14 protein-coding genes and 1 pseudogene are annotated in these 26,280 nt (G+C 60.4%); 9 read left to right on the top strand and 6 right to left on the bottom strand.

From position 1 onward, the window contains the following. Positions 1 to 11: 11 nt before the first annotated feature. The 4 genes from BLS87_RS12920 to BLS87_RS12900 all read right to left on the bottom strand — a co-directional run bounded on the left by BLS87_RS12920 (position 12) and on the right by BLS87_RS12900 (position 6,071). Positions 12 to 1,505 carry a sensor domain-containing diguanylate cyclase gene (locus BLS87_RS12920; RefSeq protein WP_074752887.1) on the bottom strand — a complete coding sequence of 498 codons (1,494 nt, stop codon included), beginning with the start codon at positions 1,503 to 1,505 and terminating at the stop codon, positions 12 to 14. Between the two features lie 366 nt (positions 1,506 to 1,871). Beyond that, complete coding sequence (locus BLS87_RS12915) at positions 1,872 to 3,209, bottom strand: MFS transporter (protein ID WP_083370671.1); 1,338 nt, start codon at positions 3,207 to 3,209, stop codon at positions 1,872 to 1,874. A gap of 96 nt (positions 3,210 to 3,305) precedes the next feature. Further along, positions 3,306 to 4,859 (bottom strand): UxaA family hydrolase, encoded by a 1,554-nt coding sequence (locus tag BLS87_RS12910; protein ID WP_074752886.1) that lies wholly within the window; start codon positions 4,857 to 4,859, stop codon positions 3,306 to 3,308. Positions 4,860 to 5,135: 276 nt separating this feature from the next. After that, the gene (locus BLS87_RS12900) at positions 5,136 to 6,071 is read right to left on the bottom strand and encodes a LysR family transcriptional regulator (protein WP_074752884.1); all 936 of its coding nucleotides are present in this window, start codon (positions 6,069 to 6,071) and stop codon (positions 5,136 to 5,138) included. A 202-nt stretch (positions 6,072 to 6,273) separates the two neighbouring features. Between BLS87_RS12900 and BLS87_RS12895 the strand changes: the two genes are divergently transcribed. The 3 genes from BLS87_RS12895 to BLS87_RS12885 all read left to right on the top strand — a co-directional run bounded on the left by BLS87_RS12895 (position 6,274) and on the right by BLS87_RS12885 (position 8,551). Continuing rightward, positions 6,274 to 7,599, top strand: a complete 1,326-nt coding sequence (locus tag BLS87_RS12895) for an L-fuconate dehydratase (RefSeq protein WP_074752883.1) — start codon at positions 6,274 to 6,276, stop codon at positions 7,597 to 7,599. Between the two features lie 212 nt (positions 7,600 to 7,811). Continuing rightward, positions 7,812 to 8,216 (top strand): YidH family protein, encoded by a 405-nt coding sequence (locus BLS87_RS12890; RefSeq protein WP_074752882.1) that lies wholly within the window; start codon positions 7,812 to 7,814, stop codon positions 8,214 to 8,216. Next, positions 8,213 to 8,551 (top strand): DUF202 domain-containing protein, encoded by a 339-nt coding sequence (locus BLS87_RS12885; RefSeq protein WP_074752881.1) that lies wholly within the window; start codon positions 8,213 to 8,215, stop codon positions 8,549 to 8,551. The genes BLS87_RS12890 and BLS87_RS12885 overlap by 4 nt, the downstream gene beginning before the upstream one ends. Positions 8,552 to 8,744: 193 nt before the next feature. Here the strand turns inward: BLS87_RS12885 and BLS87_RS12880 are convergent, their stop codons facing one another. Both BLS87_RS12880 and BLS87_RS12875 read right to left on the bottom strand, forming a co-directional pair. Next, the gene (locus BLS87_RS12880) at positions 8,745 to 9,851 is read right to left on the bottom strand and encodes an alkene reductase (RefSeq protein WP_074752880.1); all 1,107 of its coding nucleotides are present in this window, start codon (positions 9,849 to 9,851) and stop codon (positions 8,745 to 8,747) included. A 337-nt stretch (positions 9,852 to 10,188) separates the two neighbouring features. Next, complete coding sequence (locus BLS87_RS12875) at positions 10,189 to 10,746, bottom strand: RrF2 family transcriptional regulator (RefSeq protein ID WP_074752879.1); 558 nt, start codon at positions 10,744 to 10,746, stop codon at positions 10,189 to 10,191. A 363-nt stretch (positions 10,747 to 11,109) separates the two neighbouring features. Here BLS87_RS12875 and BLS87_RS12870 point away from each other — a divergent pair, with 363 nt between their 5' ends. The 6 genes and pseudogenes from BLS87_RS12870 to BLS87_RS12845 form a co-directional block, all read left to right on the top strand. Beyond that, positions 11,110 to 12,315: an NAD(P)/FAD-dependent oxidoreductase gene (locus BLS87_RS12870; protein ID WP_074752878.1), complete on the top strand. Its 1,206-nt coding sequence runs from the start codon at positions 11,110 to 11,112 to the stop codon at positions 12,313 to 12,315. Positions 12,316 to 12,547: 232 nt separating this feature from the next. After that, entirely contained in the window at positions 12,548 to 14,206 is a 1,659-nt protein-coding gene (locus BLS87_RS12865) for a ShlB/FhaC/HecB family hemolysin secretion/activation protein (protein ID WP_074752877.1), read from the top strand. Between the two features lie 21 nt (positions 14,207 to 14,227). Continuing rightward, complete coding sequence (locus tag BLS87_RS12860) at positions 14,228 to 24,997, top strand: two-partner secretion domain-containing protein (protein WP_074752876.1); 10,770 nt, start codon at positions 14,228 to 14,230, stop codon at positions 24,995 to 24,997. Further along, entirely contained in the window at positions 24,994 to 25,197 is a 204-nt protein-coding gene (locus BLS87_RS12855) for a hypothetical protein (RefSeq protein WP_074752875.1), read from the top strand. The genes BLS87_RS12860 and BLS87_RS12855 overlap by 4 nt, the downstream gene beginning before the upstream one ends. A gap of 117 nt (positions 25,198 to 25,314) precedes the next feature. Next, on the top strand, positions 25,315 to 25,992 hold the full coding sequence (locus BLS87_RS12850; protein WP_074752874.1) for a hypothetical protein: 678 nt from the start codon (positions 25,315 to 25,317) through the stop codon (positions 25,990 to 25,992). 43 nt (positions 25,993 to 26,035) lie between these two features. Beyond that, positions 26,036 to 26,280, top strand: a pseudogene (locus tag BLS87_RS12845) (hemagglutinin repeat-containing protein); the annotation flags it as partial.

The following is a 26,280-nucleotide window of genomic DNA, read 5'->3' as shown; positions in this document are numbered from 1 at the left end:
TCAGCGCTCTGTCAGATCGTCGTCGTACCTTGCCAGATTTCGGTCCGGTTGCGCCCTTCATGCTTGGCGACATACATCACCGCGTCCGCGCGTTCCACGAAGGTTTCCATGGTGGGGCATTCCTGAGCCTGACAGCCGTAGACGCCCAGGCTGATGCTGACGATGCCGCTTGGATTGCCCTGGTGTTCGATGGCGCGTGTCAGCACGGCCTGGCGAATTTTTTCCGCCAGCAGAAAGGCACCTGGCGCTTCACTGTACGGCAGGAACACAGCCATCTCCTCACCGCCGTAGCGCACGGCCAGATCGCCCGTCCGGTTGAGGTTGCCGCGGATGCACTCGGCCACGGCGACGATGCACTTGTCGCCCGCGACGTGCCCGTAGTTGTCGTTGTAGCTCTTGAAGAAATCGATATCGATCATGATCAGGCTCAACGGGTGCAGGTTGGGCTGGCCGTTGGAGAACTCAAGCCCAAGGATTTCATGGAAGTGACGCCGATTTGCAAGCCCGGTGAGGCTGTCTTGCAGGGCCAGTTTTTCAAGTGAGTGACTGGCGATCCTGAGCTGAGATTCGGCGTTCAGGCCGTAACGAATCTGCTGAAACAGCAACACACCGAATAACAGGTTGGCCACCACCACGCACACGATGATCGCCAGCGAGCGCCACGCATACTGGCGCCATTCGTCGAGCACCTCGTGTTCGGACAGCCCGGCCAGCACCACCAGCGGGTAACGGTCCAGACGTTTGTAGCCGTACAGCCGGATTTCGTGGTCGAGGATCGACTCCACCGTCGCCGTGCCTTCGTAACGTTCCTTGAGGTACTTGCGGAACAGTTCACCGTCGGCGATCGAGGCGCCGCGCACGTTTTCCATCGTCGGGCGACGCGCCAGGACGGTGCCGTCGGCCATCGTCAAGGTAATCACCCCCCGCTTGCCAATGTCGAAGCGGTCGAAGAATCGATCGAAATACGCCAGCTCGATGGTTGCCAGTACCACGCCAGCGAAATGACCTTCGGAGTCGTTGACCCGCCGTGAGATCGGGATGATCCAGTCGTTGGTGGTGCGGCTGCGAATGGCCTGGCCGATGTGCGGCAGGTTGCTGTCGATGGCTTTGTGAAACTGGAAATACTCGCGGTCGGCGTTATTGGCGTTCGGCGGCGTATGGCTCAGCGAGGTGGCGGCCCAATTGCCGTCTTTGTCGTAGATGAACAGGCCCTGAATTTGCTCGACGCCGGCGGCGATGGCGCGCAGGTAGTCGTGCATGCGCGAACTGGTGGCGGCGCCAAAGCCGTCGTAGGACAGACGCTCGACGATTCCGGCCACCGGAATATCCGCCTGATCGAACGTGTCGTCGGCTTGCTGCGCCATCGAACGTGAAAGGTTGGCCACCGTGGTGTCAGCGATCTCCAGCTCATGGCTGCGCGTCTCCCGCAACTGCCACAGTGTGATGCTGGTGATGGAAAGGCACACCAGCACGGTAAAGAATCCCGCCAGCCACAGCACAGGCATGCGCTTCAGGCGCCTGTTCCTGGCGTCGAAGTCCGTTCCTTCTACTTGTCTCAATCCCCGCCCTCACTGACGCCCACGATTTCAGACCCACCGTGTGACGAACGCTCCCTCATTCGTGACACACGGTATCGCAACAGCGACCGTCTGACACAGAGAGTAGGACAAGTCGGGGATTTGAAGGGAAAAGTAATCTGTGGAGGGTGAGGCGATGGCCGAAGCCACTGGGACGGGTGTGTGGAGAACAACTGTGGGAGCGAATTCACTCGCGAAGAATCCTATCGGCGACACACCTGCTTTGACTCGCCGACCGCTTCGCGAATGACTTCGCTCCCACCCGCCATTCAACGTTGAGAACGGGGTGGCGTCTTAAACCTGCCGCCCTGACACTTCATCCCCCTTCGGCTGCCAGTTTTTCTGCCCGGCGTGGCCGGTGTGCACCGGAATCGGCGCCTTGAGCAGGACGAAATACGCCACGGCCGAGAGCAGTGCGACGATGGCGCTGACGGCAAACGCGGTGGCGAAGGTGCCCGTGTACTGCACGCTGAACCCCGTCACGATGGGTGCCACGGAACCGGCAATGTAGCCGCCGAAGTTCTGAATCGAACCCAGTGACGCCACGCGCTTGGTATCGACCACGGTGTTGACCACCATCCACGCCGTGGCGCTGGACAGGTTGATACCGAACAGCGCCAGGCAGAGCAGGGCGATGCAGCCGCCCAGGCTGGTGACGAAGGTCAGTGGCAGGGTGAACACGGCCGCAAACACCAGGCCGCCAATCACCGTGTATTTACGGCTGTTGAGCACGCCGACCCCGCGTTTCACCAGACGGTCGCAGATGCGGCCGGCGGCGATGGTGCCGATGGCGCCGAACACGTAGGCGAACGACACCACCCAGGCCGTCGAGTAGGGATCAAGACCATGCTCGCGCTGGAAGTAACCCGGCAACCAAGTCAGGTGCAGCCAGAGCATGTAAATCACGCCCATGAAGCCGAGGAACGTGCCCCAGGTGCTGCGATGTTTGAACAGGTCGAGCCAGCCCGCGAAGAACGACCCTTGGGGCGCCACATCGACCACCACGGGTTCGCGTGCCGCAGTGACCGGTTTTTCGCCGCGCGCTTCCAGCTCCTTGAGGTATTGCGCACGGCTCTTGTAGAACATCAGCCAGCACAGCGCCAGGACGATGCCGAGCACGCCGGTGATGATGAACATACCGCGCCAGCTGAAGTTGACCATGAACAGCGTCAGGATCGGTGGCGCCAGGCACGGTCCGATGCAGGTAGCCGACCAGACGATCCCCGTCGGCGTGCCGCGCTCGTGTTCTTCGAACCATTCATTGAGGGTTTTCGCCGCCGACGGAAACATCGGCGCCTCGCCAATCCCCAGCAACACCCGCAGCGCGAAGAAGCCGCTGAAGCTGTTGATGAAACCCGATGCCGTCTGCGCCACCGACCACACCAACAGCGCGCCGCCCAGGGCAATCTTGCTGCCCAGCTTGTCGATGATCATGCCCATCGGCAGTTGCGCGAACGCATACGCCAGTGAAAACGCCGACAACAGAATGCCCATCTCGGAAGGGCTGATCAGCATGTCTTTCTGAATGGTGGTGTTGGCGATGGAGAGGGCGCTGCGGTCGAGATAATTGACGATCCCGAACAGCATCAGAAAGACGATCGTGATCGTCTGGTAGGTCTTGAGGCTTTTCATAGGCACCTTTTTTATTGTTGTTAAGGTTGCTGGCGGCTGCCCCGGATCACGAGACTGCCGCGGATTTTTACACTGTGTCGCCCGGGTTTACGTGAATCAGGTGATCGCGCCGATTTGCCACGGCACAAACTCGTTCTGCCCGTAGCCGTGTTGCTCGCTTTTGCTGCGTGCGCCGGAGGCAATGTCCAGCATCATCTGGAAGATGTACGCGCCGCGTTCTTCAATCGTGGTGCTGCCATCGGCAATGCCGCCGCAGTTAACGTCCATGTCTTCCTGCTGGAATTCGAACACGCGGTTATTGGTCGCCAGCTTGATCGACGGCGTCGGCGCGCAGCCATACGCCGAGCCACGGCCGGTCGTGAAGGCAATGAGATTGGCGCCGCCTGCGACCTGGCCTGTGGCGGAGACCGGGTCGTACCCCGGCGTGTCCATGAACACCAGACCTTGCGCGCGCACCGCTTCGGCGTACTCGTACACGCCCATCAGGTTGGTCGAACCGGCCTTGGCCACGGCGCCGAGCGACTTCTCCAGAATGGTCGTCAGGCCGCCTGCCTTGTTGCCGGCGGACGGGTTGTTGTTCAGTTCAGCGTTCATCCGCTTGCAGTAGTCTTCCCACCAATGAATCCGCTGAACGAGCTTTTCACCCACCGCGCGGCTCACTGCCCGGCGTGTCAGCAAGTGCTCGGCGCCATAGATTTCCGGGGTTTCCGACAGAATCGCGGTGCCGCCCGCGGCGACCAGCCGATCCACTGCGTTGCCCAGTGCCGGGTTGGCGGTGATGCCCGAATAACCGTCCGAGCCGCCACATTGCAGGCCGACGATCAGGTGCCGGGCGCTGACCGTTTCACGCTTGATCTGATTGGCCTGGGGCAGCAGCGACTTCACCTGCTCAATGCCGCTGGCGATGGTTTTCGACGTCCCGCCCGTGCCCTGGATGGTGAACGCGCGCAACTGGTCCGAGGCCTTGAGCCCCTGACTGTCGAGCAAATCCTGAATCTGATTGGTTTCGCAGCCCAGCCCGACCACCAGCACCGCAGCGAAGTTGGGGTGCACGGCATAACCCGCGAGGGTGCGACGCAGCAGATCGATGGCTTCGCCCTTGGAGTCGATGGCGCAGCCTGAGCCATGGGTCAGTGCGACAACGCCGTCAATGTTGGGGTAATCGGCGAGGGCTTCGGGATGGATGTCGCGACGAAACCGGTCGGCAATCGCCCGGGCCACCGTGGCCGAGCAGTTCACCGACGTGAGGATGCCGATGTAGTTGCGCGTGGCGACCCGACCGTCGGCGCGCACGATGCCCTGAAAGAACGCCTCGGTTTTCGGCGTCTCGTGGGCGTCCACACCAAAGGCGTAATCGCGGGAGAAATCCGACATCTCGACGTTCTGCACATGCACGTGCTGACCGGCCTCGATGGGTTGCGACGCAAAACCGATGATCTGCCCGTAGCGGCGCAGCGCCTGGCCCTGTTCGACGCGGACGGTCGCCACCTTGTGCCCGGACGGAATGTCCTGCAGCACAGTGATGCCTTCTTCTTCGAGGCGCGTGCCTTCGCTCAGCGCTTGCCGGGCGACCAGCACGTTGTCGAGGGGATTAAGGCGGATGACCAGCGCACTGCTGTCGAACGCTGGCGTTTTGGCGATGAGTTCCATGCGGCCTCTCGGGACGGTTGCCCCCTGCGTCTGCGTCGTGACGGGTTGTGACGACGCAGCACAACGGCTCCCGGGCAGGGAACAGCACCGTTACAGGCGGCCAATGTTCTTGTTGTTCATGTCGGACGGACTGGAGAACGCGCAGACCGAGCCGGTTGTGAATCACTCTATGAAGCGTTTTGATAATTTCCCAATGAAAGGTTTCGATTGATCGATAACGAGGGGTTATCAAAAAATCATGAAAACGGTTCACTCTTCAGGGCGAAGCGTTCGCGTCTACAGGCCGTCATTGTTTGTCAGATAACCCAGTAACCCTTTCACCGCCGCCGACATCGGCCTGGCCTTCGAGGTCAGCAAGCCCAGATTGGCCATCGCCAGCGGCAACTCCACCGCCAGCACCGTGATCATTCCATACCGGGCGTAGTGCTCGGCCACGTCGTTGGGCACCACGGCGATCATGTCGGACGACTCCAGCATGGCGGTGGTGGCAAGGATCGAGCTGGTTTCGATGATGTCCAGCGGCTGGATCAGCTGCGCGGCTTTCAATGCGTTTTCCACCTGCCGTCGCATCGGGCTGTCGATGGGGTGCAGGATCCAGGTCAGTGGCGCCAGGTCTGCCAGACGGGTGTTCGGACGGTTGGCGAGCGGATGACCGGGGCGCGCAATGATGCGCATGCGCTCGCCCTGTTCAAACAACTGAATGTCCAGCCCCTGACTGTCCAGCTGATCCGGCAGCCGGCCCAGCACCAGGTCGAAATCCCCGCGAATCAAGGCGGGCAGCAACGTGTCGCTGGTGCCGACCTCGATGGCTACGCGCACCTTGGGGTGCTGCGCCTTGAACGCCAGCACACCACGGGTCAGCACAGTCGGTACCGGCCCCATCACCGTGCCAATGCGCACCATCCCTGCGGCGCCGCGTGCCAGTTCGGCGATCTGCGCTTCGGCGTACTCGAACTCATGCAGGGCGCCCTGGGCGTAACGGATCATCACGTCCCCGAACAGTGTCGGCTGCATGCCTCTGGGCAGGCGCTCGAACAGTTGCACGCCCAGGCGCTCTTCCAGCTGCTGCAGCAACAGGCTCGCGGCGGGTTGCGTCGTGTGAATCGCCAACGCCGCCTTGCGCAGGTTGCCCAGCTCGCCCAACGCGTTGAGCAGTGCGATCTGACGGCTGGAGATTTTCAGCGTGGCGAATTTTTCAGGGAGCTCTGACATACCGGATTCGATATCGATCGTTAGGATTTCGCGATTATGCCTGTATCGGTGAGGGGCTTACAGTCACAGCATCGTCTGCCGATGATTATCGCGAATGAATTCGCTCCCACAGGATTAACGCGAATCTCCTGTGGGAGCGAATTCATTCGCGATCACGGCGATAGGGACGCATCGATCTTTCAGAACAACAAGAGAGCTATCCATGACGCTGACCATCACCTCGGTCTCCATTCGCGACATCCGTTTTCCCACCTCACTGTCACTCGACGGCTCGGACGCCATGAACAGCGCGCCGGACTATTCGGCCGCCTACGTCGTTCTGCACACCGATTCCCGCGACGGTCTGGAAGGGCACGGCCTGACCTTCACCATCGGCCGTGGCAACGAGATCTGTGTGGCCGCGATCCAGTCGCTGGCGCCGCGGATCGTCGGGTTAAGCCTGGAAGCCATCACCGCTGACATGGGCGCGTTCTGGCACGACGTCACCGCAGGCGACAGCCAATTGCGCTGGTTGGGGCCGGAGAAGGGCGTTATTCACTTGGCGACGGCAGCCTTGGTGAACGCGGTCTGGGATTTGTGGGCGAAGGCCGAGGGCAAACCGGTCTGGAAACTGCTCACCGACATGACGCCCGAACAGTTGGTGAAATGCCTGGATTTCAGCTACGTCACCGATGCGATCACGCCGGAAGAAGCCATCGCGCTGCTGCGTCGGCAGGTGCCGGGCAAATCCCGGCGTGAAGCGCACCTGGTCGAAGAAGGCTATCCGGGTTACACCACCGCGCCCGGCTGGCTGGGGTATTCCGAAGAGAAAATGCGTCGTCTGGCCCGCGAAGCCATCGCCGACGGCTGGACCCACATCAAACAGAAGATCGGTTCGGACATTGAAGAGGATCTGCGCCGCGCCGCGATTCTGCGCGACGAGCTCGGTTGGGACCGCACGTTGATGATGGACGCCAACCAGGTCTGGGGCGTCGAAGAGTCGATCAGCAACATGCGTCGGTTGGCCGCGTTCGAGCCCTGGTGGATCGAAGAACCGACCAACCCGGACGACATTCTCGGCCATGCGACCATTCGCCAGCGCATCAAACCGATTGGCGTCGCCACCGGTGAGCACTGCCACAACCGCGTGATGTTCAAGCAGATGTTCCAGGCCGAGGCGCTGGATTTTTGCCAGCTGGATGCGGCGCGCCTCGGTGGGTTGAACGAAGTGCTGATCGTGTTGCTGATGGCGGCCAAGTTCAATGTGCCGGTGTGTCCGCACGGCGGCGGCGTGGGGTTGTGCGAATACGTACAGAACATCTCGATGTTCGACTACATCGCGGTGTCCGGCTCCCTGGACAATCGCGTGCTGGAATACGTCGATCACCTGCACGAACACTTCCTCGACCCGGTGGTGATCCGCCGTGCCCGCTACATGCCGCCCAAGCGCCCGGGTTACAGCATTGAAATGACCGCCGAAACACTGGAGCGCTATGAGTACCCGAACGGGCCGGTGTGGGTGGACCTGGCGCAACGTCAACAGGCATGACCTTTGTAGGCGCGCGCTTGCCCGCGAAGACGTCCTGACAGCCGGCAGAGATGTAACGCCTGAAAGTCCGCTTTCGCGGGCAAGCGCGCTCCTACAGATGACGTCGCTTCATTTACCCGTACGGCCACAGGCACACCAATGTCGCTGCCGATACGGGCCTTTCGGGGTGATGACCGGTATGATCGCGGTCATCTACCCGACCTCGGTGCGACATGAATTCTCCGGATCCTGGCAAAATTCCCGCTCCTGACCGTGATCGCCTCTCCGCGTCATTGCTGGGCGGCGGTTGCGAGCCCGACCCGCGCTTTACCTTGGCGAACGAACGGACCTTTCTGGCCTGGATTCGCACGGCGCTGGCCTTCCTGGCGGGCGGGATTGCCGTCGAGGCGTTCACCGGTGATGTGTTCAGCCCGGGCCTGCGTCGCGCGGTCGCGTTGTCGCTGCTGGTGCTCGCCATGCTGGTCAGCGCCAGTGCCTGCCTCCGTTGGCTGAAAGTCGAGCGCGCGATGCGGCAGCGCAAGCCGTTGCCGCTGCCGGTGCTGGTGCCGATTCTGTCGCTGGGCGGGGCGTTGGTGGCGGCGGGGTTGATCGTCTTCCTTATATATGGCGCGTCGTGAGTCGCCGAAGTCCCGTCTCTCTGGGCCATGACGATCCGGGCTTACAGCCGGAACGCACCCTGCTGGCCTGGCGGCGCACGCTGCTGACCCTGATCGTCGTCTGCACGATCTTCCTGCGCTGGATCCCTCATTTCGGTCTGATTGCCTTGCTGCCAATCATGGTGTCGCTGGCGGCCAGCCTGCTGATCCAGCTCGCCCTCAATTCCCGCTACCGCAAGAGTGCGCGCGGTCTGAAGAACGAGCGCATCCCGGCGCCGCTGCGTGAGGTGGTGGTGTTGGGCGCGACAGTGATGGTGCTGAGCGTGGTGGGAATATACGCGGTGGTGTCTGCGTGATGGCAAGCGGTCCTGTCGGACGCTGAAAAACGGTGGGAGCGAATTCATTCGCGAGAGGGGATTTCAGGCGATGAAGGTCGGTCGTCTGGACGGGTTTCTCGCGAATGAATTCGCTCCCACAGGTTATTTCCCATTCGCTGTGTAGAGCGGTGGTGATTGTTCGATCACCACCTTAACGCCGTTGGGAGATGGCTTACGCGGTCGCTTCTTCTTTATAGAACGCGTAGTCGGTGTAGCCCACTTCAGTGCCGCCGAAGAAAGTCGGGCGGTCGTAGGGGTTCAGCGGCAGGTGATGGCGCAGGCGCGTGGGCAGGTCCGGGTTGGCGATGAAGTGGCGGCCGAAGGCAACCAGATCGGCGTCGCCGGCCTGAACAATGGCTTCTGCGCTTTCGCCGTCGAACCCGCCCGCCGCGATGATCACGCCTGTGTAGTGCTTGCGGATCAACTGAGCCGCTACGGGCGCCGGGTCAGCATTTTCATCTTCGATGTTGCCCAGAATACGGGGCTCGATCAGGTGCAGGTACGCCAGATTCAGCGGCGCCAGTTGCTGCGCGACGTAGGTGAAGAGGCCTTCCGGGTCGCTGTCGCCCATGTCACCCCAGGTGCCGCTTGGGCCGATGCGCACGGCAACCCGTTCACTGCCCCAGACTGAAATCAGTGCTCGGGTCACTTCCAGCAAAAAGCGCGTACGGTTTTCAAACGAGCCGCCGTAGCTGTCGGTGCGTTTGTTGCTGTTGTCCTGCAGAAACTGATCGACCAGGTAACCGTTGGCGCCGTGCAACTCCACGCCGTCAAAACCGGCTTTGACGCCACGCTCGGCCGCAGTGCGGAAGCTTTCAACCAGGTCCGCGATCTCTTCGACAGTCAGTGCGCGGTTCGGGGTGTTCGGCACCCAGCCTTCAGTGGTGTACGCCACGCCGCCGTGCAGCACTTCGGACGGACCAACCGGGAGGCTGCCTTGAGGTTGCACATCGACGTTGGATTGACGACCCGCGTGGTAAAGCTGCAGGAAGATCTTGCCGCCTTTGGCGTGCACGGCATCGGTGACCTGTTTCCAGCCCGCGATCTGGCTGTCGTCAAACAGGCCCGGTGCGCCGAGGTAACCATTGCCGTTGGGCGCAGCGATGGTGGCTTCGCCGATCAGAAAACCACCTTCGGAGGTGCGCTGAGCGTAGTACTCGGCCATCAGCGGCCCCGGGCGTGCGCCTTCTTCGGCACGCATGCGGGTCAGAGGGGCGAGCACGACGCGGTGAGCAAACGTGAAAGGGCCTACGTTAACGGGAGAATGAAGTGTGGACATGATTGCCTCGGTCGCAAGTGCAAAAGGGAAAAACCGTTGCCCGTGTCGAAAGCCGTGAGGACTTTCGCGTTCGGGGCGCTTGAGACCAGTACAAGCGATTTCCCCTTACGGATAAACGGGCCGCGTTTCCCAACACTTCGGACTTTTCGGCTGTAATGCCTTACGACGGTGACCTCCACTTCTCGTCGTACCACGATACGTTTCTGGCCGAAGGCCGTGGGAGCCGGCTTGCTGGCGAATGCTATGAGTCGCCAACCTCCATGGTGACTGACACACTGCATTCGTCCGAACGCGACCCGCACCAAGCCGGCTCCCAAAGGTTTGGCATTACCGCCGGTTATTCGTCGACCCGCGTCACGGCAATGTGCTGACTGTCCGTGCCCGCGGCGCGGCTTTCCTTGCGCTCGCTCAGCCAGCCGCTGATCTGACCGGAGAATTCCGGCGGCGCCTTGCGCCCGGTGCGGCGCGCAAGGTCGAGGATCGTCTGCTGGTCCAGCGCTTCTTCCATCCGCTTCTGCGCGGTCAGCATCGCCGCATTGATGCCGCAGATCCCTTCGGTCGCCCATTCCGGCGCGCACCCGTCAAACACCGCACAACGGCCGCGAATGTCCCGGCAATCGAAAATCAGCTTGCGCCCGTCGATGGCCGTGACGATGTCGAGCAGGGTGATTTCGTCCGCAGGCCGGCCCAGTTTGAACCCGCCCCTAACGCCCTCGGTCGCCACCACCAGCCTGGCTTTCGCCAGCTTGGTGAACACCTTCGCCAGGTATTCCTGAGGCACGCCCTGCAGTTCCGCCAGGTCGCGCACGCTGGCTTCGCGGCTGTCGCCACGCTCATCCACCAGATAAAGCAGGCAGTGAATGCCGTATTCGACACCCGCGCTATAGAGAGACATGTTGATCTCCGACTGAATTGATCGTGCGAAAGCTAACAATTTGGCGCGTTGGCCGCAAGGAGCAGCAGGTTTTGATGACCGGCGGCAATGACCGCTGTTGGCACGAACCAATCAATAGACAGCCGGTGTTAGCCTGTATCTGTTTGAAATTATTGATTTTTATTGATCGATCTGAAGCTCGACGGAAAAATCGTATTAAAAACGGCTTGCCGAAATTAACTACGATCAATAGAGTCGTAGTTATGTTGAGTGGGTCGAGAACTCCGACCAGCACACACCGGCATGGGTCACTGCAGCGCTTACCTGACCCAAACCGTGGCGCACTCACTGTGAAAACGACTTTTTTCTTCTCTGGAGCACACAATGAAAAAGCAAATCCTGATCATCGGCGCGGGTTTTGGCGGGATGTGGAGCGCACTGAGTTCCACGCGTTTACTGGACATGCACGGTCGCAATGACGTCGAAGTCACCGTGCTGGCCCCTGAGGCGGTGCTGGGAGTTCGCCCGCGTTACTACGAGCAGGACGTGCATCAAATGCAGTCGCCCTTGGGGCCGTTGTTCGATGCGGTCGGCGTGAACTTCATCAAAGGCATGGCGCAAGCGATCGACGTCGCTGGCAAAAAGGTCAGCTACACCGACGCCCACGGCGCAAATGCTTCGATCAACTACGACAAACTGGTTCTGGCCACCGGCAGCCGCGTCGTCCGCCCTGGGTCAGTGCCAGGTGTCGAGCACGCCTTCGATGTTGACCTCATGGCAGAAGCCACCCGCCTTGAACAGCACATCAAGGCCCTGGCGCAACAGCCGGAGTCGGCGATGCGCAACACGGTGGTGATCGCCGGCGGCGGATTCACCGGTATTGAAACCGCGACTGAAATGCCCGCGCGCCTGCGAGCTGCGCTCGGTGCGGACGCCCCTATCAAAGTGATCATCGTCGATCGCGGCGAGAAAGTCGGCGCGGCGTTGGGCCAGAACATCAGCCCGTCGATCATCGAAGCCACCGAAACACTGGGCGTGGAGTGGGTCGTCAATGCATCGGTCGCCGCCGTGGACGCCAACGGCGTGACCCTGGCCGACGGTCGTCGCATCGACGCCAGGACCGTGGTCTGGACCGTGGGCGTGCGGGCCAGCTCGCTGACCGAGCAGATCCCGGGCGAGCGGGATGCCTATGGCCGTCTGCACGTGGATCGCAACCTGAAAGTCATCGGCCAGAACGACATCTTCGCCACCGGTGACACGGCGTACGCCGCCACCGACGACGAAGGCCACTACGCCCTCATGACCTGCCAGCACGCCATCGCGCTGGGCCGCTCGGCGGGCAACAACGTGGCCGCCGACCTGCTGGGCGAAGCACCGACCCCGTACAGCCAGGCCAAATACGTCACCTGCCTGGACCTCGGCGCCTGGGGCGCGGTGTACACCGAAGGCTGGGACCGTCAGGTCAAGCTGATCAAGGAAGAAGCCAAGCAACTCAAGCAGCAGATCAACTCGGTGTGGATCTACCCACCCGTGGCCGAGCGCGCAGCGGCCCTGGCGGCAGCTGACCCGATGATTCCTGTTGTAGCGTAAAGCGAGCAGCGAAAACAAAGGCGCCTTCGGGCGCCTTTTTGGTTTGTTTAGTCCTTCCCGATTTGCTTATGGCCGATTCAGTGGATGGCTTAACAGTTCGTCGCCGGGCAATTGACGTCAAAGTAGTGGCTCATTAACATCGCCGCCGATGATTGATGTCACTGTGCTACTGCAAGGACGCTACGTGAATTCTCCCGCTTCAAGAGTTGCTTTCTACTGCCTGCTCACCGCCATGCCGCTCGCCTCACTTGCCGCGCCCGTGCCCGAGCCCGGCGTGCAGGACCTGATCCGTGATCGGCAGGAACGCCTGCTTCAAGAGCAGCAGCGCCGCCTCGAAGAGCTTAAGAACTTGCCGGGCAAGGAGGGCGCTCCCGTGGCCTCCAGTGCGCCCGCCGACCCCCGCTGCTTCACCATCAACACGATCGAACTCAAAGGCGCTGACTCGCTTTCCGAATCCGAGCGCAAACGTTTGACGCAACCTTATCTGGGCCAGTGCCTGGGCGTTTCGCAGCTCAACGAACTGCTCAAGGTCATCACCAATCTGTATATCGAGAAAGGCCTGGTCACCAGCCGCGCCTATCTGCCGCAGCAGGATTTGTCCAAGGGCCATCTGCAAGTGCTGGTGATCGAAGGCCATCTCGAAAAACTCAAGAGCGACGCCGGTAGCAGCCTGACCGATCGCGAATTGGCGATGGCGTTTCCGGGCAGGGAAGGGCAGCTGGTCAACCTGCGCGAGATCGAGCAGATGGTCGATCAGCTCAACCGCTTGCCGTCCAATCAGGCGCAAATGGAGCTGACGCCGGGTCAGGCCGTGGGTGGCAGCGACGTACTGGTCAAAAACGCCCCGCAGAAACCCTGGCGCGTGAACCTGTCGCGCAACAACGACGGTCAGCGCAGCACCGGCGAGCAACAGTGGAACACAGGCTTTGAGTGGGACAGCCCGCTGGGTCTGGCCGATCAGCTGAGCTTGCGCGGCGGCCACGATGCCATGACCGATCACCAGCACACCTCGCACAACGCATCGCTGGCCTACAACCTGCCATGGGGTTGGTGGAATTTCAGTTACAGCTACAACGAAACGGACTACCGCTCGCAGGCCCAGGCCAGCGGCTTCAATTTCAAGCAGACCGGCGACAGCCAGACCCATCAGGTGCGCGCCGAGCGGGTCATTTATCGCGACGCCCTGAGCAAGACTTCGCTAAACATCGGCCTGTCCAACCTGCGCACCAACAACTACATCGAAGACAGCCGCCTGGCCCTGAGCAGCAACCGCATCAGCGAAGTGCAATACGGCATCAACCACGGCCGACGCGTCGGTGGCGCGTTTATCAACATCGATCTGGGCATACAGCAGGGCATCAGCGCGTTTGGCGCCCAGGACAACAACCATCCCGGCCCCGGCGAGCCCGGCGCGCGCTATCGCAAATACACCGGCACCGTCAGTTACCTGCAACCGTTCAAGCTGTGGGGGGAGAGCTTCACCTTCACCAGCCTTGCCACCGGACAGCGCAGCGAAGATGCGCTGTTCAGCTCGCAGCGCATGAGCCTTGGCGGATCGTCCTCGGTGCGCGGCTACAAGGATCAATTCCTCTCCGGCGACAGCGGCGGTTACTGGCGCAACGAACTGCGCCTGACCCGGCCCGTGACCCTCGACTGGCTGCGCCCGGCCTTCACCGAATACGGCATCGCCGCCGGTTATGACCAGGGCGTGATTCGCAACGATCGTTACAACGACGACCAGCACGGACGCCTGTCCAGCAACGCCTTCGAATTCTTCGCGCGCGGCCAGCACATCGCCGCGACCGTGACCTTTGCCCATTCTCTGGAACGTCCTGCCGGTCTGATCGAGCGCGAATCGCCGATTTACTTCCGCATGGACTTTTTCCTCTAACGTTTCGCCGGGATGCCTGACATGGACGTTCGTTTCTTCAACTTTCTTGCCCGCCAACCGTCCGCGAAACTGATCGAGCGATCGTCATTCTGCGGCCTGCCCAAGCGTGGCATCGCGCTGATTCTGGTGCAGGCGATGTTCTGGCAGCCGCTGCTGGCCCAGGCCGACGGCATTGCCGTGAATGGCACCACCAACACCACAATGGGCCAGGCGGGCAACGGCGTACCCATCGTCAACATCGCCGCCCCCAACGGCAGTGGCCTGTCGCATAACCAGTACCAGCAATACAACGTCGGCGCTCAGGGCGTGATCCTCAATAACGCCACCGACCGCACCCAGAGCACCCAACTGGGCGGCATCATCCTCGGCAACCAGAACCTCAACGGCCGCGCCGCCAGCACCATTCTCAACGAAGTGGTCGGCGCCAATGCCACGCAGCTCAAGGGCTACACCGAAGTGGCCGGGCAATCGGCCCGGGTCATCGTCGCCAACCCGTACGGCATCAGCTGCAACGGCTGCGGTTTCATCAACACCCCGCAAGTCACCCTCACCACCGGCAAACCGGTGCTCGACAACGGCCGTCTCGACCACTTCCGTGTCGAAGGCGGCAGCGTCTCCATCGACGGCGCCGGCCTCAATGCCGACAACGTCGACCAGTTCGACATCATCACCCGCAGCGCGAAAATCAACGCCGAACTGCACGCGAAAAAACTCAACATCATCGCCGGCCGCAACGATGTCGACGCCCAGACCCTGAACGCCACGGCATTGGCCGACGACGGCAGCGACAAACCGCAACTGGCCATCGACAGCTCGGCACTGGGCGGCATGTACGCCGGCGCAATCCGGCTGGTGGGAACCGAAGCCGGCGTCGGCGTGAAACTCGCCGGTAACCTCGCCGCCAGCGCGGGCGACATCCAGATCGATGCCAACGGCCAACTGAGCATGGCCCAGGTCGCGGCCAACGGCGCGGTCAACGTCAAGGCCGCCAGCGCTGACGTGCAGGGCGCGGTCTACGGCAACAGCGTCAACCTGCAGACACGCGATGCGCTGAACGTGCAGCAGAACATTGCCGCGCGCGATCGCATCAGTTTGAGCAGCAATGGCCAGCTGACCAACAACGCGATTGTTGAAGCGGGCGTCAATGCCGACAACAGTCGTAACGCTACGGGCGATGTGGCGCTGAGTGCTCAAAACCTGCGTAACAACGGCAGTGTGATTGCCAGTCGCAATCTAAGCGCTTCCATCCGTCAGAACCTTGATAACAGCGGTCGCCAGATCACGGCCGGGGGCAATCTGGCCCTGAGCGTCCAAGGGACGCTGAACAACCAGAGTGGACTGGTCAGTGCCACCGGGCCTGCACAGATCGTCGCCAATACGGTGCAAAACGGCAGCGGCCGCATCGCCAGCAAGAGTGACCTCAGCGCCACCATCACCACCCTGAACAACCAGAAAGGTGAGCTGGTCGCCCAAGGCAACCTGGCGCTCAAAGGCAGCCAACTTGACAACCGCACGGGCGGCCTGGTCGGGGCAACGAAAGCGCTGAATCTTGACCTCAGCGACATCGACAACCGTGGTGGCGAAATCTCCAGCCAGATCGACGTTCGCATCAAAGCGGGCCAACTCAACAACAGCCAGGTTGGCAAGCTGCTGTCCGGCGGCGCCATGAACCTCAACATCGCCAACGTCTTCAATCAGAGCAACGGCCTGATTTATGCGGGCAGCGCGTTGCGCCTCGACGGCGGGTTGCTGAACAACAGTGGCGGCACCCTGTCCGGGCAAACCGATCTCAGCGTCAACCTCACCGGTGACCTCGACAACAGTAACGGCCTGCTTAGCAGCGAAGGCACCCTGAATATCGCGGCCAACAACCTGACCAACACCACCGGCAAACTCTCCAGCGCCGGAGCGTTGAACGTCCTCGCAACCGGCGCGGTGAACAACCAGCAGGGCTCGGTGAGCACCGACAGCACGCTGACCCTCACCAGCGCCAGCCTCGACAACCGCAACCACGGCGCGATCTCCGGCAAGGGCGCGACCGTCGTCAACACCGGCGCGTTAGACAACAGCCACCAAGGCCAACTGACCAGCGCCGACAGCCTGAGCCTCACCGCAGCCCAGGTCACCAACCAGGACGGCGGTCGCATCGCTGCCGCCAAGGCCGTTACCGCCAGCGTCACCGGCCTCGACCAACAAGGTGGCGAACTGTTCAGCAACGGTACGCTCACCCTCGACCTCAACCATGGGCAACTCAATAACCAGAACGGTTTGATCAACGCGCCCGGTGAGTTGCTGCTGAAGAACCTTGCGGGTGTGAACAACCAGAACGGCGAAATCTCCAGCGCCCAGGCATTCACCCTGGCCGCCGACAGCGTCGACAACAGCAACGGCAAACTGCTGAGCACTCAGAGCTTGACGGTGCGCGTCGCCCACGCGTTGGCGAACGTCAACGGCGCGATCTCCGCAGCGGCCATCGATGCTCGCGCGGGGAGTCTCGACAACACCAACGGTCTGCTGACCAGCCGTGGCGACCTGACCCTCAGCGTCGACAACGATGTGAACAACCACAACGCCACGCTGATTGCCGACGGCAAGCTGATTCTGAACGCAGCGAACGTCGACAACAGCCTCGGACAGATCGCCAGCAAACAAGACCTCATCGCCAACATCGGCGGCCTGCAGCAACAGGGCGGTCAGTTCATCGCGCTGGGCAGTCTCAAGCTGACCGGTACCCAACTCGACAACAGTCACAACGGTCTGCTCAGCGCCAACGGCCCGCTGACGTTGAACGTCGCCAACATCGACAACCGTGGTGGTGAGGTATCGAGTCAGGACGCGATCAGCGTGACGGCTCAGCAGTTCGACAACAGCGATGCGGGGCGAGTGGTCAGCCAGAAAAACCTGACCTTGGCGGTCGATCAACTCTCCAACCGCAACAACGGCGTGCTGTCTGGTAATACCGGCCTGAGCCTGACCGGCACACGTCTGGACAACAGCGGCGGCAGCCTGCTCAGCCTGCAAAACGTCAATCTGGGCCTGAGCGGTGACCTGCTGAACAACCTTGGCTTGCTCAGCAGCGAAGGCACGCTGAGTGTTCGCAGCGCTTCGCTCAACAACAACGGCGGCACGCTGTCCAGCGCCGGGGCATTGAGTGTCGACAGCGTGGGTGCCGTCAGCAGTCAGGGCGGCAACCTGGTGACCGATGGCAGCCTGTACATCAGAAGCGCCAGCCTCGATAACTCGCAAAGCGGCAGCATCAGCGGCAAAGGCGCGGTGTCGATTCGCACGGGTGATTTCGACAACAGCCATAACGGGCGTGTGACCAGCGCAGACAGCCTTGCGCTGAGCACCGCACAACTGACCAACAGCAGCGGCGGCAGCATCGGCAGCAACAAAGCACTGGTCGCCAGCGTCTCTGGCCTCGACCAGCAAGGCGGCACACTGTTCAGCAACAGCACGCTCACCCTCGACGTCAACCATGGGCAACTCAATAACCAGAACGGTTTGATCAACGCGCCCGGTGCGTTGCTGCTGAAAAACCTTGCGGCTGTGAATAACCAGAACGGCGAAATCTCCAGCGCCTTGGGCTTTGAGTTCAACGCCGACAGCCTCGACAACAGCAAGGGCAAACTGCTGAGCAATCAGAGCTTGATCGTGCGAGTGGGTCAGGCACTGAACAACGTCAAAGGCATGATCGCTGCCGCCAGCCTCGATGCGCAGGCGGGCACGCTGGACAGCAGCGGTGGCACTTTGACCAGCCGCAGTGACCTGACCCTCAACGTCAACGGGTTGCTCAGCAACGACGGCGATGGCCTGATCAACGCTGCACAAACCCTCAACGTGCAAGCGACCGGCATCAACAACATCGGTGGCACGCTGCTGGGCACCACTGCCGTTAACCTCGACCTTAATGGCGCAGATCTCGACAACAGCAACGGCCTGATCACGACCCAGAACCCGCTGACCCTCAACCACCTGCGCGACCTCAAAAACGCCAACGGCGAAATCTCCAGCAGCCAGAGTTTCAGCCTCACAGGCCGCATGCTCGACAACAGCAACGGCAAGTTGATCAGCAACCAGAGCCTGACCCTCAACGCCAATTCGCTGCTCAATCAATTAGGGCTGATCTCTGGCTGGGAAGGGCTTGATGTCAGCGGCGGCAGCCTGGACAACCGCAACAGCGGCACGCTGTCGAGCCGCAACGGCGATGTCAGCGTCAGCCTCACGGGCGCATTGCTCAACGGTGCCAATGGCGCATTGGTCAGCCAGAAAGCACTGAACATCAGCGCGGCCAGCGTTGATAACCGGGGCGGGATTCTGTCCAGTGGAGCAGAGCAGACCTATACCGTCAGTGGCCTGCTGGACAACGGCCAGAACGGCCTCATCGACAGTGGCGCTGCGTTGACCCTCAATGCGGCAACGCTGGGGAACGCTGCAGGTACGATCAACGCCCAACAGACGCTCAACTTCACCGGCACTGACCTGGACAACAGCGCCGGTAGCATCGCCGGCAATGCTGCTGTCACCCTCGACCTGCTCGGCAGCCTGACCAACACCAACGGTAAACTCGCCAGCGCGGGCGACCTGTTGATCAGCCGCGCCACCCAGATCAACAACCAGGGCGGCCAACTCGCCAGCCAACGCGCGCTGACCCTGTTCACCGGCGGCCTGGACAACAGCAATCGCGGCACCGTCGCGGCCAACGATCAACTGCTGCTCACTGCCAGCGGCGCCATCCAGAACGCCAACGACGGCTTGATCTACAGCAAGAACGCCAACCTCACCCTGCAAGCCGCCAGCCTCGCCAACGGCAAAGGCACACTGCAAAGTCAGGGCGCGCTGGATCTGACGGTCAGCGGCGACATCGATAGCCAGAGCGGCAAGATCATCGCCCAAGGCGGCAACCTCAACGTCACTGCGAGCAGCGTCGACAACCGGGGCGGCGTGCTCTCCAGCCTGCAAAACGCCTTCACCGCGCGCATCACCGGCGTGCTGAAAAACGGCTACGACCTGAACAACAACAGTCAGGGCGGCATCACCCAAGCGCAAAGCCTCGACATTCGTGCGCTGGCCGGTATCGACAACTACGGCGGCCGCATTTCGGCGCAAAGCGGCGACGCTTTGATCAACACCGGCAGCGGCAACTTCGACAACCGCAACGGCGGCCTGTATGCCAAACAGCGCGTCATCGTCACCGCCAACAATTTCGACAACAGCGGCAGCAATGACGGCCAGATCGCGGGTCAGCAGATCGACCTGACGCTGAGCGGCGCGCTGAACAACCAGCTTGGCATCATCGAAAGCGACAGCACCCTCAACATCACTGCCGCCAGCCTCAACAACCAGACCGGCAAACTCCGCGCGCTGGGCACCAGCGGTGTGACCCGCTTCCAGATCGGCGGATTGCTCGATAACCGCAACGGCACCCTGGAAACCGCCAACACCGACCTCGCGCTGGGTGTCGGCAGTCTGCTTAACGCGGGCGGCAGCATCCTGCATGTGGGCAGTGGCAATTTCGGGATTTCCACGACCAACGTCATCAACGCTGGCGGGAGCTTCATTACGCGTGGCGCGCTCACCCTCAATGCGGACAGCTGGACGAACAGCAGCGTCATTCAGGCAGGCACGCTGAGCGTCAACGTTGGTAACTTCACGCAGACGGCCAGTGGACAGTTGTTGGCGTCGACTGCGCTGGTGGGCACGGGTGGGAGCTGGACAAACGACGGTCTGATCGCCAGCGACGGAACGTTGAGCCTGACCTTGAGCGGCAGCTATACCGGCAATGGCCGTGTCAGCAGTCTTAATACATTGGGCCTCTCTGCCAGCCAATTGGCGTTGGGCAGTGCGGCCAGCATTGCGGGTGGTGCGCGCACCAACATCAATATCGCAGGCACGGCGACCAACTATGGCCGACTGACCTCAAGCACTGACCTGGTTGTCAACGCGGGCAGTCTTGCCAACTACGGCACGCTGGGTGCGGCGCAAAACCTCACATTGACCACGCCTGCGTTGAGCAACAGCCAAGGGCTGATCTTCAGTGGCGCGGACATGCAGGTAAACACTGCGACGCTCACTAACCTGAAAGGCGACTTCTACAGCCTGAGAAATCTCACCATCGGTGGTTATGGCGCGGCGCGTGCGAACCAGGTGTCGAACATTTCGGGTTCGATGGAGAGCGGCAGTAAATTCACCCTCAGCGCCACAGCGTTTGAAAACCGTACCGAAGGCTCGGACGGGACGCAGAACTTCGCTGTGGGGCGCACGCTGGTCTCAGGGTTCATTGCCGTGCAGTGCATCGACTGCAGTGGTGACCACTATGAAGTCAACTACATTGCCCGCGAGACATTCGACGCAGGCCAGGACAGCGACACCAGTGCATCGGCACTGTTGACCGCAGGCAGCGATTTCAGCTTTTCCGGCAGCAGCTTTCTCAACAGCAAAAGCACTGTAAGCGCCGGCGGCAATATTTCGATTCAGGCCGACAATGTCAAAAACATTGGTGCGGTGAGTGGGACGGTCGAGCGTACGCGTACGTATTCCCAAGGCGTTGTGACGGACGGCACCGTCAATCGTTTTATGCCGGAAGTCGTTGCCTATAACCAGCGCGATAACCCGGACTTCCCGAAGATCTATTACGTCGCATCTTCTGGGGAGCTGCGTCTTGGAGTAGTGACATTCTCCACGGGACGGGAACCTGGGCATGACGGTGGGTTGATTAAAGTCACTGCCGTCAAGGACGATGAAACAGGTGAGAACGTTTCCGCCCTCACGGTTTCTGGTTACGCATGGGGAAGCACACCGACCTCCCAGTACGACCCCGCCAATTTGTTGCAACTCCCGACGGCGCTTTCCGGCATGGCATTGGTCAGCGACGTGGAAGTCGCCAAGGACGGCACCGGCAACGCTGGCCGGAGCGCTGTCATTCAAGCGGGTGGCAATGTCTCCATCAACGCCACTCAAGACCTGCAAAACAGCGTCATTCACGAAGACTACGCCTCCGCTGGCGGCACCAACAAGGTTGCCGACACCCACGCCAATGGCACAGGTACCACCGTTGTCGTTCGCCTGAACGCGCAACTCCCTCCCGATCTGGCCCAACAACAGGTAGACCCCACCAGCCTGCCTGGCTTCAGCCTGCCCACCGGGCAGAACGGTCTGTTCCGTCTCAGCGCTGAGGGTGGCACGCAAGCCAGCACCGCCCCGCAGAACTGGAACATTGGCAGCGCCAGTGTCTCCGCAGCGCAGCGCGATCAGACCCTTCCTGGCACCTCGACCCGCGACATCCTGATTGGCAACGCAGGCGATCCAGGCGCTACCGGGCACGTGGTGACAGTCGCGGATCGTCAGGACGCTGGCGTGACGGCCAACGTGAGTAGCATCAATGTCGCCAGCGGTGCACAAGGCCTGACGCGCGTTCAGGGCCTGCCAAGCTCCGCCGCCAAACCTGGCACCGGCAAATACCTGATCGAAACCAACCCGGTACTCACTGACCTCAAGCAATTCATGAGTTCGGACTACCTGCTCGCCGGCCTTGGCTACGACCCCGACGTCAGCGCCAAACGCCTCGGCGACGGCCTCTACGAACAACGTCTCGTGCAACAGGCCGTCACTGCCCGCACCGGCCAGGCGTTCATCGACGGACAGACCTCCAACGAGGATCAGTTCAAGTACCTGATGAACAACGCCATCGCCAGCAAGGACGCCCTCAACCTGTCCGTTGGCGTATCGCTCACCTCCGAACAGGTCGCAGCGCTTACCCACGACATCGTCTGGCTCGAAGAGCACGAAGTGAATGGCGAAAAAGTGCTGGTGCCGGTGCTGTATCTGGCCCAGGCCGACAACCGCCTCGCACCTAACGGCGCACTGATTGCCGGCAACGACGTCACCCTCATTGCCGGTCAAAACCTCGACAACGTCGGCACCCTGAAAGCCACCAACAACCTGTCCGCCGTCGCTGGCAATGACCTGGTGAACAGCGGGCTGGTTTCGGCGGGCAATCGTCTGGACTTGCTGGCAGGCAACGACATCACCAACAAGGCAGGCGGCATCATCGCCGGTCGTGACGTGACTGTGACCGCCATCGGCGGCGACGTCACCAACGAACGCACCATCACCTCACTCGACAGCGACACGCGCGGCCAACTGCACAAGGACTACGCCGACAACGCAGCACGCATCGAAGCTGCCAACGACCTCAGCGTGTCGGCAGGTCGTGACCTCAACAACATCGGCAGCACGCTGCAGAGTGGCCGTGACTTGACCTTGAACGCCGGTCGCGACGTCAACATCGCCTCCACCCAAGTCACCAACAGCCTGGTGTTCGACAGCAAACACACCAGCAGCGACATCACGCAGACAGGTGCGACGGTAAGCGCAGGCCGTGATCTGTCAGTGCAAGCCGGGCGTGACGTCAACGCCATCGCCAGCCAGATCGATGCCAAGCGCGATATCGCGATTGCCGCCACTGAGAACGTCACCATCAGCTCCGCCGCCGACGAAGATCACTTCCTGTCGAAAAGCAAAAAGCTGACCGTGCAGGAAGACCACGTCAGCCAGGTTGCGACGGACATCAAAGCCGGCGGCAGCGTCGCCGTCAGCGCCGGACAAAACCTCGCGGTGATCTCCAGCCGCATCACCGCAGGCGAAGAAGCGTATCTGGTCGCAGGCGACAAGCTGGACATTCTGGCAGCGCAGGACAGTGATTACTCACTGTACGACAAGAAGAAAAAAGGCTCCTTTGGCGCGAAAAAAACCAAACGCGATGAGGTGACGCAGGTCACCCACATCGGCAGCGAGATCACTTCCGGCGGCAACATGATGCTGGTCAGTGGCGGGGATCAGCACTATCAGGTTGCAAAGCTCGACAGTGGCAAAGACCTGACCTTGAACAGTGGTGGCGGGATTTTGTTTGAGGCTGTCAAGGATCTGCACCAAGAAAGTCACGAGAAGAGCAACAGTAATGCCGCTTGGAATTCGATGTCAGGGAAGGGCAGCACCGATGAGACCCTGCGCCAAAGCGAGCTGATCGCGAACGGCAATCTGGTTATCAACGCCGTTGCGGGCGTGCACATTGACGTCAAGCAGGTGAACCAGCAAACCGTGAGCGAAGCGATTGATGCGATGGTCAAGGCGGATCCGAATCTCACGTGGCTCAAAGATGCGGAGAAACGCGGAGATGTTGACTGGCGACTGGTGCAGGAAATTCACCAGTCCTTCAAGTACAGCAACTCAGGTTTGGGTGTTGCGGCGCAGTTAGCCATTGCCATCCTCATGGCGGCGGTAGTAGGGCCCGCAGCTACAGCGTTTGCTGGAGGAGGAACAACTGGCACGATGGTAGGCGCGGTCGCCGCAGGAGCCTCGACAAACGCTACGGTGAGTTTTGTCAACAATGGCGGCAATCTCGGTGCAGTATTCAAAGATGTGACGTCCTCTGACGCGATAAAGGGCTATCTGACCTCCGCCGCCACTGCTGGCGTAGCCTCCCAACTGGGGTATGACCCGACCAAAATAACCTTTGATCTTGCCAGCGCTCAAAAAGTCGCGATCAACGTCGTTGCCCAGTCATTCGTCAAGACGGTCATCAACGGCGGCAACTTAGGCAAAACCTTGACAGACGGAATGCTGAGCGCGGTGATCGATATTGCAGGTGCGATCGGCGCGAAGGAGCTTGGCGGCACAACGCTTGCCGATGGCAGCTCCACGAAAGTAGCTGCGCATGCGTTGTTGGGCGGGCTGAAATCAATGGCCATGGGGGGCGACTTCCAGACGGGCGCCATTGCAGGCGGTGCCAACGAAGCGTTGGTGCAGTACTTGGCAAAACTCGTCTTGCCTGAAGGGTACAACCCGAATAATCCAGGTATGGCCCAGGCGCAGGCCAATCTGCTTGCGATGACACAGTTGGTAGCCGTGTTAACGACAGTGGTTACAGGAGGCGATCCAGGAATCGCTGCCAACATTGCAGCGAATGCGACTCAATATAACTATCTGACGCACAGCGATCTTGAAAGGGCTGCCAACGAGTTAAATGTATGCGCAGAGGGCGATACCGTATGCGTGCAAAAAACTCAGAGAGTTTTTAGGGATTTGAGTCGCGATAGGGAAATAGCAGCCATCAACGCATGTGCAGCCGACCCGAAAAATTGCAAGGTATCGTCAAGCTTGGTGGCGCAGGCCCAAGCAGACACAGAGCATCTGAAGGACTTGGTAGGCGGCGCGTCTCAACAGGCACAAAACGCCTATGGACAACTGCTGGCAGAAAACTTCGAGTTCCAGAACACGTTGGCAAGCGTTACCGCCGGCGAATCAATCGATGCCGTTGCAAGAGCGTTCCAGGATAAGTGGGGGTTAAGCGACGCGCAGATGGTTGGGATCCGCGAAGGTTTACGGATCATCGCAACGATGGGTGTCAGTGGAGGATCTAAAGCTGGAGGGGGCAGCCCAAAAGGGGCCTCTGGCGCCGAAAGCTCAGTCAACGGCAAGCGTTATTATTCCCAAATCTTGGCCGAGGAGGTCGCGAGTGGTCACGCTTATGATAAGCACGTTGTCACTGGTCAGGAGTTTGCAGACTTGGGTATCAACACAAGAGGGCAATTTCAAGAGCTTATCGAAAATATCGTTCTAAATCCTGCTACCGAAGTCAGACGCGCGGTTGATGGTACTACTTATTACTTGGACAACGAGACAAAAACTATTGTGATTCGTGGCCAACGAGGTGAAGCTACAGCCTTCCGCCCTGACAAGGGTGGAGCCGGTTGGGATTTATATATCAAGTCGCAGGTGCCTAAAAAATGAACGATGCGAACGACGCGAAATGTATTGTGCTGCATGTGAGCGAAAAAGAATTAAGGTACTTTATTGCCTGTGGGATTGCATTAATGCAGCATATTCCATCCGGTTCTCTTCCAACTTACTGCGGAATGACGAAGGAGGAAATTATTGAGATATCTTTGAGGTTGAGAGGACAGGCGGATGATTTGGGTGTGGATATGTAGAGTAAATTAGTTAGATGCACTGATTGGTGTAGAAAAGATCTTGTATTTTTTTTACTGTTTGTGAGAGGTTGAAGGCAAATAAGGAAAAGTCTGGTGAAAAGAAACCGATCGCTTGTGATGGTCTGCTATTTTGTGCTAAGTGGTTGCACTAATCAGAAGTTCAAAGCCGAATACCAATCACAAATCCAAACCGTTAAAATTCTCCCCGTGGTCTGGTCAACCAAAGACATCACTTACATGGGGCGCGAACAGGCTTGGGGTGCAGCTGTGGGGACTGGTGTTGGCGCTGCAGCGGGGGCTGCAGTGAAAGCGTCCGGTGTTGGTACCGCAGCGCTATCCGGCGCCGGGTTTGCGGCGGGAATGAGGGCTGGAGATCTTGCGTCGATGTCGACGGTGGAAGCCCTTGTTTACAACATGAACAGAGCCAATATTAATCTTGGCGATATAGTCAAAAAGCGTTTTGAAGAACAGTTGGCGGCGTCCGGTCGGTTCAAGGTGGTGAGTGATCAGGAACCTGCCGATGCCTTCGTGCAGCTGACCGTGAACAACTGGGGCTTTGCGCTCACTCAAGGTTTCAGCAGCGTGGTCTATCCCACCATTAATGTCACCGGCATCCTCAAGCGCAACGAGGAAACTGTCTGGCAACGTACGGAATACATCACTCCCTTCAATGGGGCGAACACTTACGGTTACACGCCGTTGCGCTATCGCACCGAACCTGAACTGTTGCGCGCCGCATTGGACGGGATTTCGCAGATCGTCGATGACTCTCTGATAAAGGATTTGAGTCGTTAGCGTCGTATGCTTTACCCCGCGCTTATAAAGACAAATCTCCTACAAAACGGGCAGCATCATCGTCGGCCATGACGTGACCGTGACCGCCATCGGCGGCGACGTCACCAACGAACGCACCATCACCTCGCTCGACAGCGACACGCGCGGTCAACTGCACAAGGACTATGCCGACAACGCAGCACGCATCGAAGCGGCCAACGACCTCAGCGTGTCGGCAGGTCGTGACATCAACAACATCGGCAGCACGCTGCAGAGTGGCCGCGACCTAACGTTGAACGCCGGTCGCGA

Origin of the sequence: Pseudomonas abietaniphila (assembly GCF_900100795.1) — a bacterium.
Taxonomy (GTDB): domain Bacteria; phylum Pseudomonadota; class Gammaproteobacteria; order Pseudomonadales; family Pseudomonadaceae; genus Aquipseudomonas; species Aquipseudomonas abietaniphila.
This window is presented reverse-complemented; position numbering and strand designations above follow the sequence as displayed.

Bases quoted from the DNA above. Each gene is read 5' to 3' on its own strand.
- BLS87_RS12920 (WP_074752887.1), bottom strand. From the start codon at position 1,505: ATGCCTGTGCTGTGGCTGGCGGGATTCTTTACCGTGCTGGTGTGCCTT.
- BLS87_RS12915 (WP_083370671.1), bottom strand. From the start codon at position 3,209: ATGAAAAGCCTCAAGACCTACCAGACGATCACGATCGTCTTTCTGATG.
- BLS87_RS12910 (WP_074752886.1), bottom strand. From the start codon at position 4,859: ATGGAACTCATCGCCAAAACGCCAGCGTTCGACAGCAGTGCGCTGGTC.
- BLS87_RS12900 (WP_074752884.1), bottom strand. From the start codon at position 6,071: ATGTCAGAGCTCCCTGAAAAATTCGCCACGCTGAAAATCTCCAGCCGT.
- BLS87_RS12895 (WP_074752883.1), top strand. From the start codon at position 6,274: ATGACGCTGACCATCACCTCGGTCTCCATTCGCGACATCCGTTTTCCC.
- BLS87_RS12890 (WP_074752882.1), top strand. From the start codon at position 7,812: ATGAATTCTCCGGATCCTGGCAAAATTCCCGCTCCTGACCGTGATCGC.
- BLS87_RS12880 (WP_074752880.1), bottom strand. From the start codon at position 9,851: ATGTCCACACTTCATTCTCCCGTTAACGTAGGCCCTTTCACGTTTGCT.
- BLS87_RS12875 (WP_074752879.1), bottom strand. From the start codon at position 10,746: ATGTCTCTCTATAGCGCGGGTGTCGAATACGGCATTCACTGCCTGCTT.
- BLS87_RS12870 (WP_074752878.1), top strand. From the start codon at position 11,110: ATGAAAAAGCAAATCCTGATCATCGGCGCGGGTTTTGGCGGGATGTGG.
- BLS87_RS12865 (WP_074752877.1), top strand. From the start codon at position 12,548: ATGCCGCTCGCCTCACTTGCCGCGCCCGTGCCCGAGCCCGGCGTGCAG.
- BLS87_RS12860 (WP_074752876.1), top strand. From the start codon at position 14,228: ATGGACGTTCGTTTCTTCAACTTTCTTGCCCGCCAACCGTCCGCGAAA.
- BLS87_RS12855 (WP_074752875.1), top strand. From the start codon at position 24,994: ATGAACGATGCGAACGACGCGAAATGTATTGTGCTGCATGTGAGCGAA.
- BLS87_RS12850 (WP_074752874.1), top strand. From the start codon at position 25,315: ATGGTCTGCTATTTTGTGCTAAGTGGTTGCACTAATCAGAAGTTCAAA.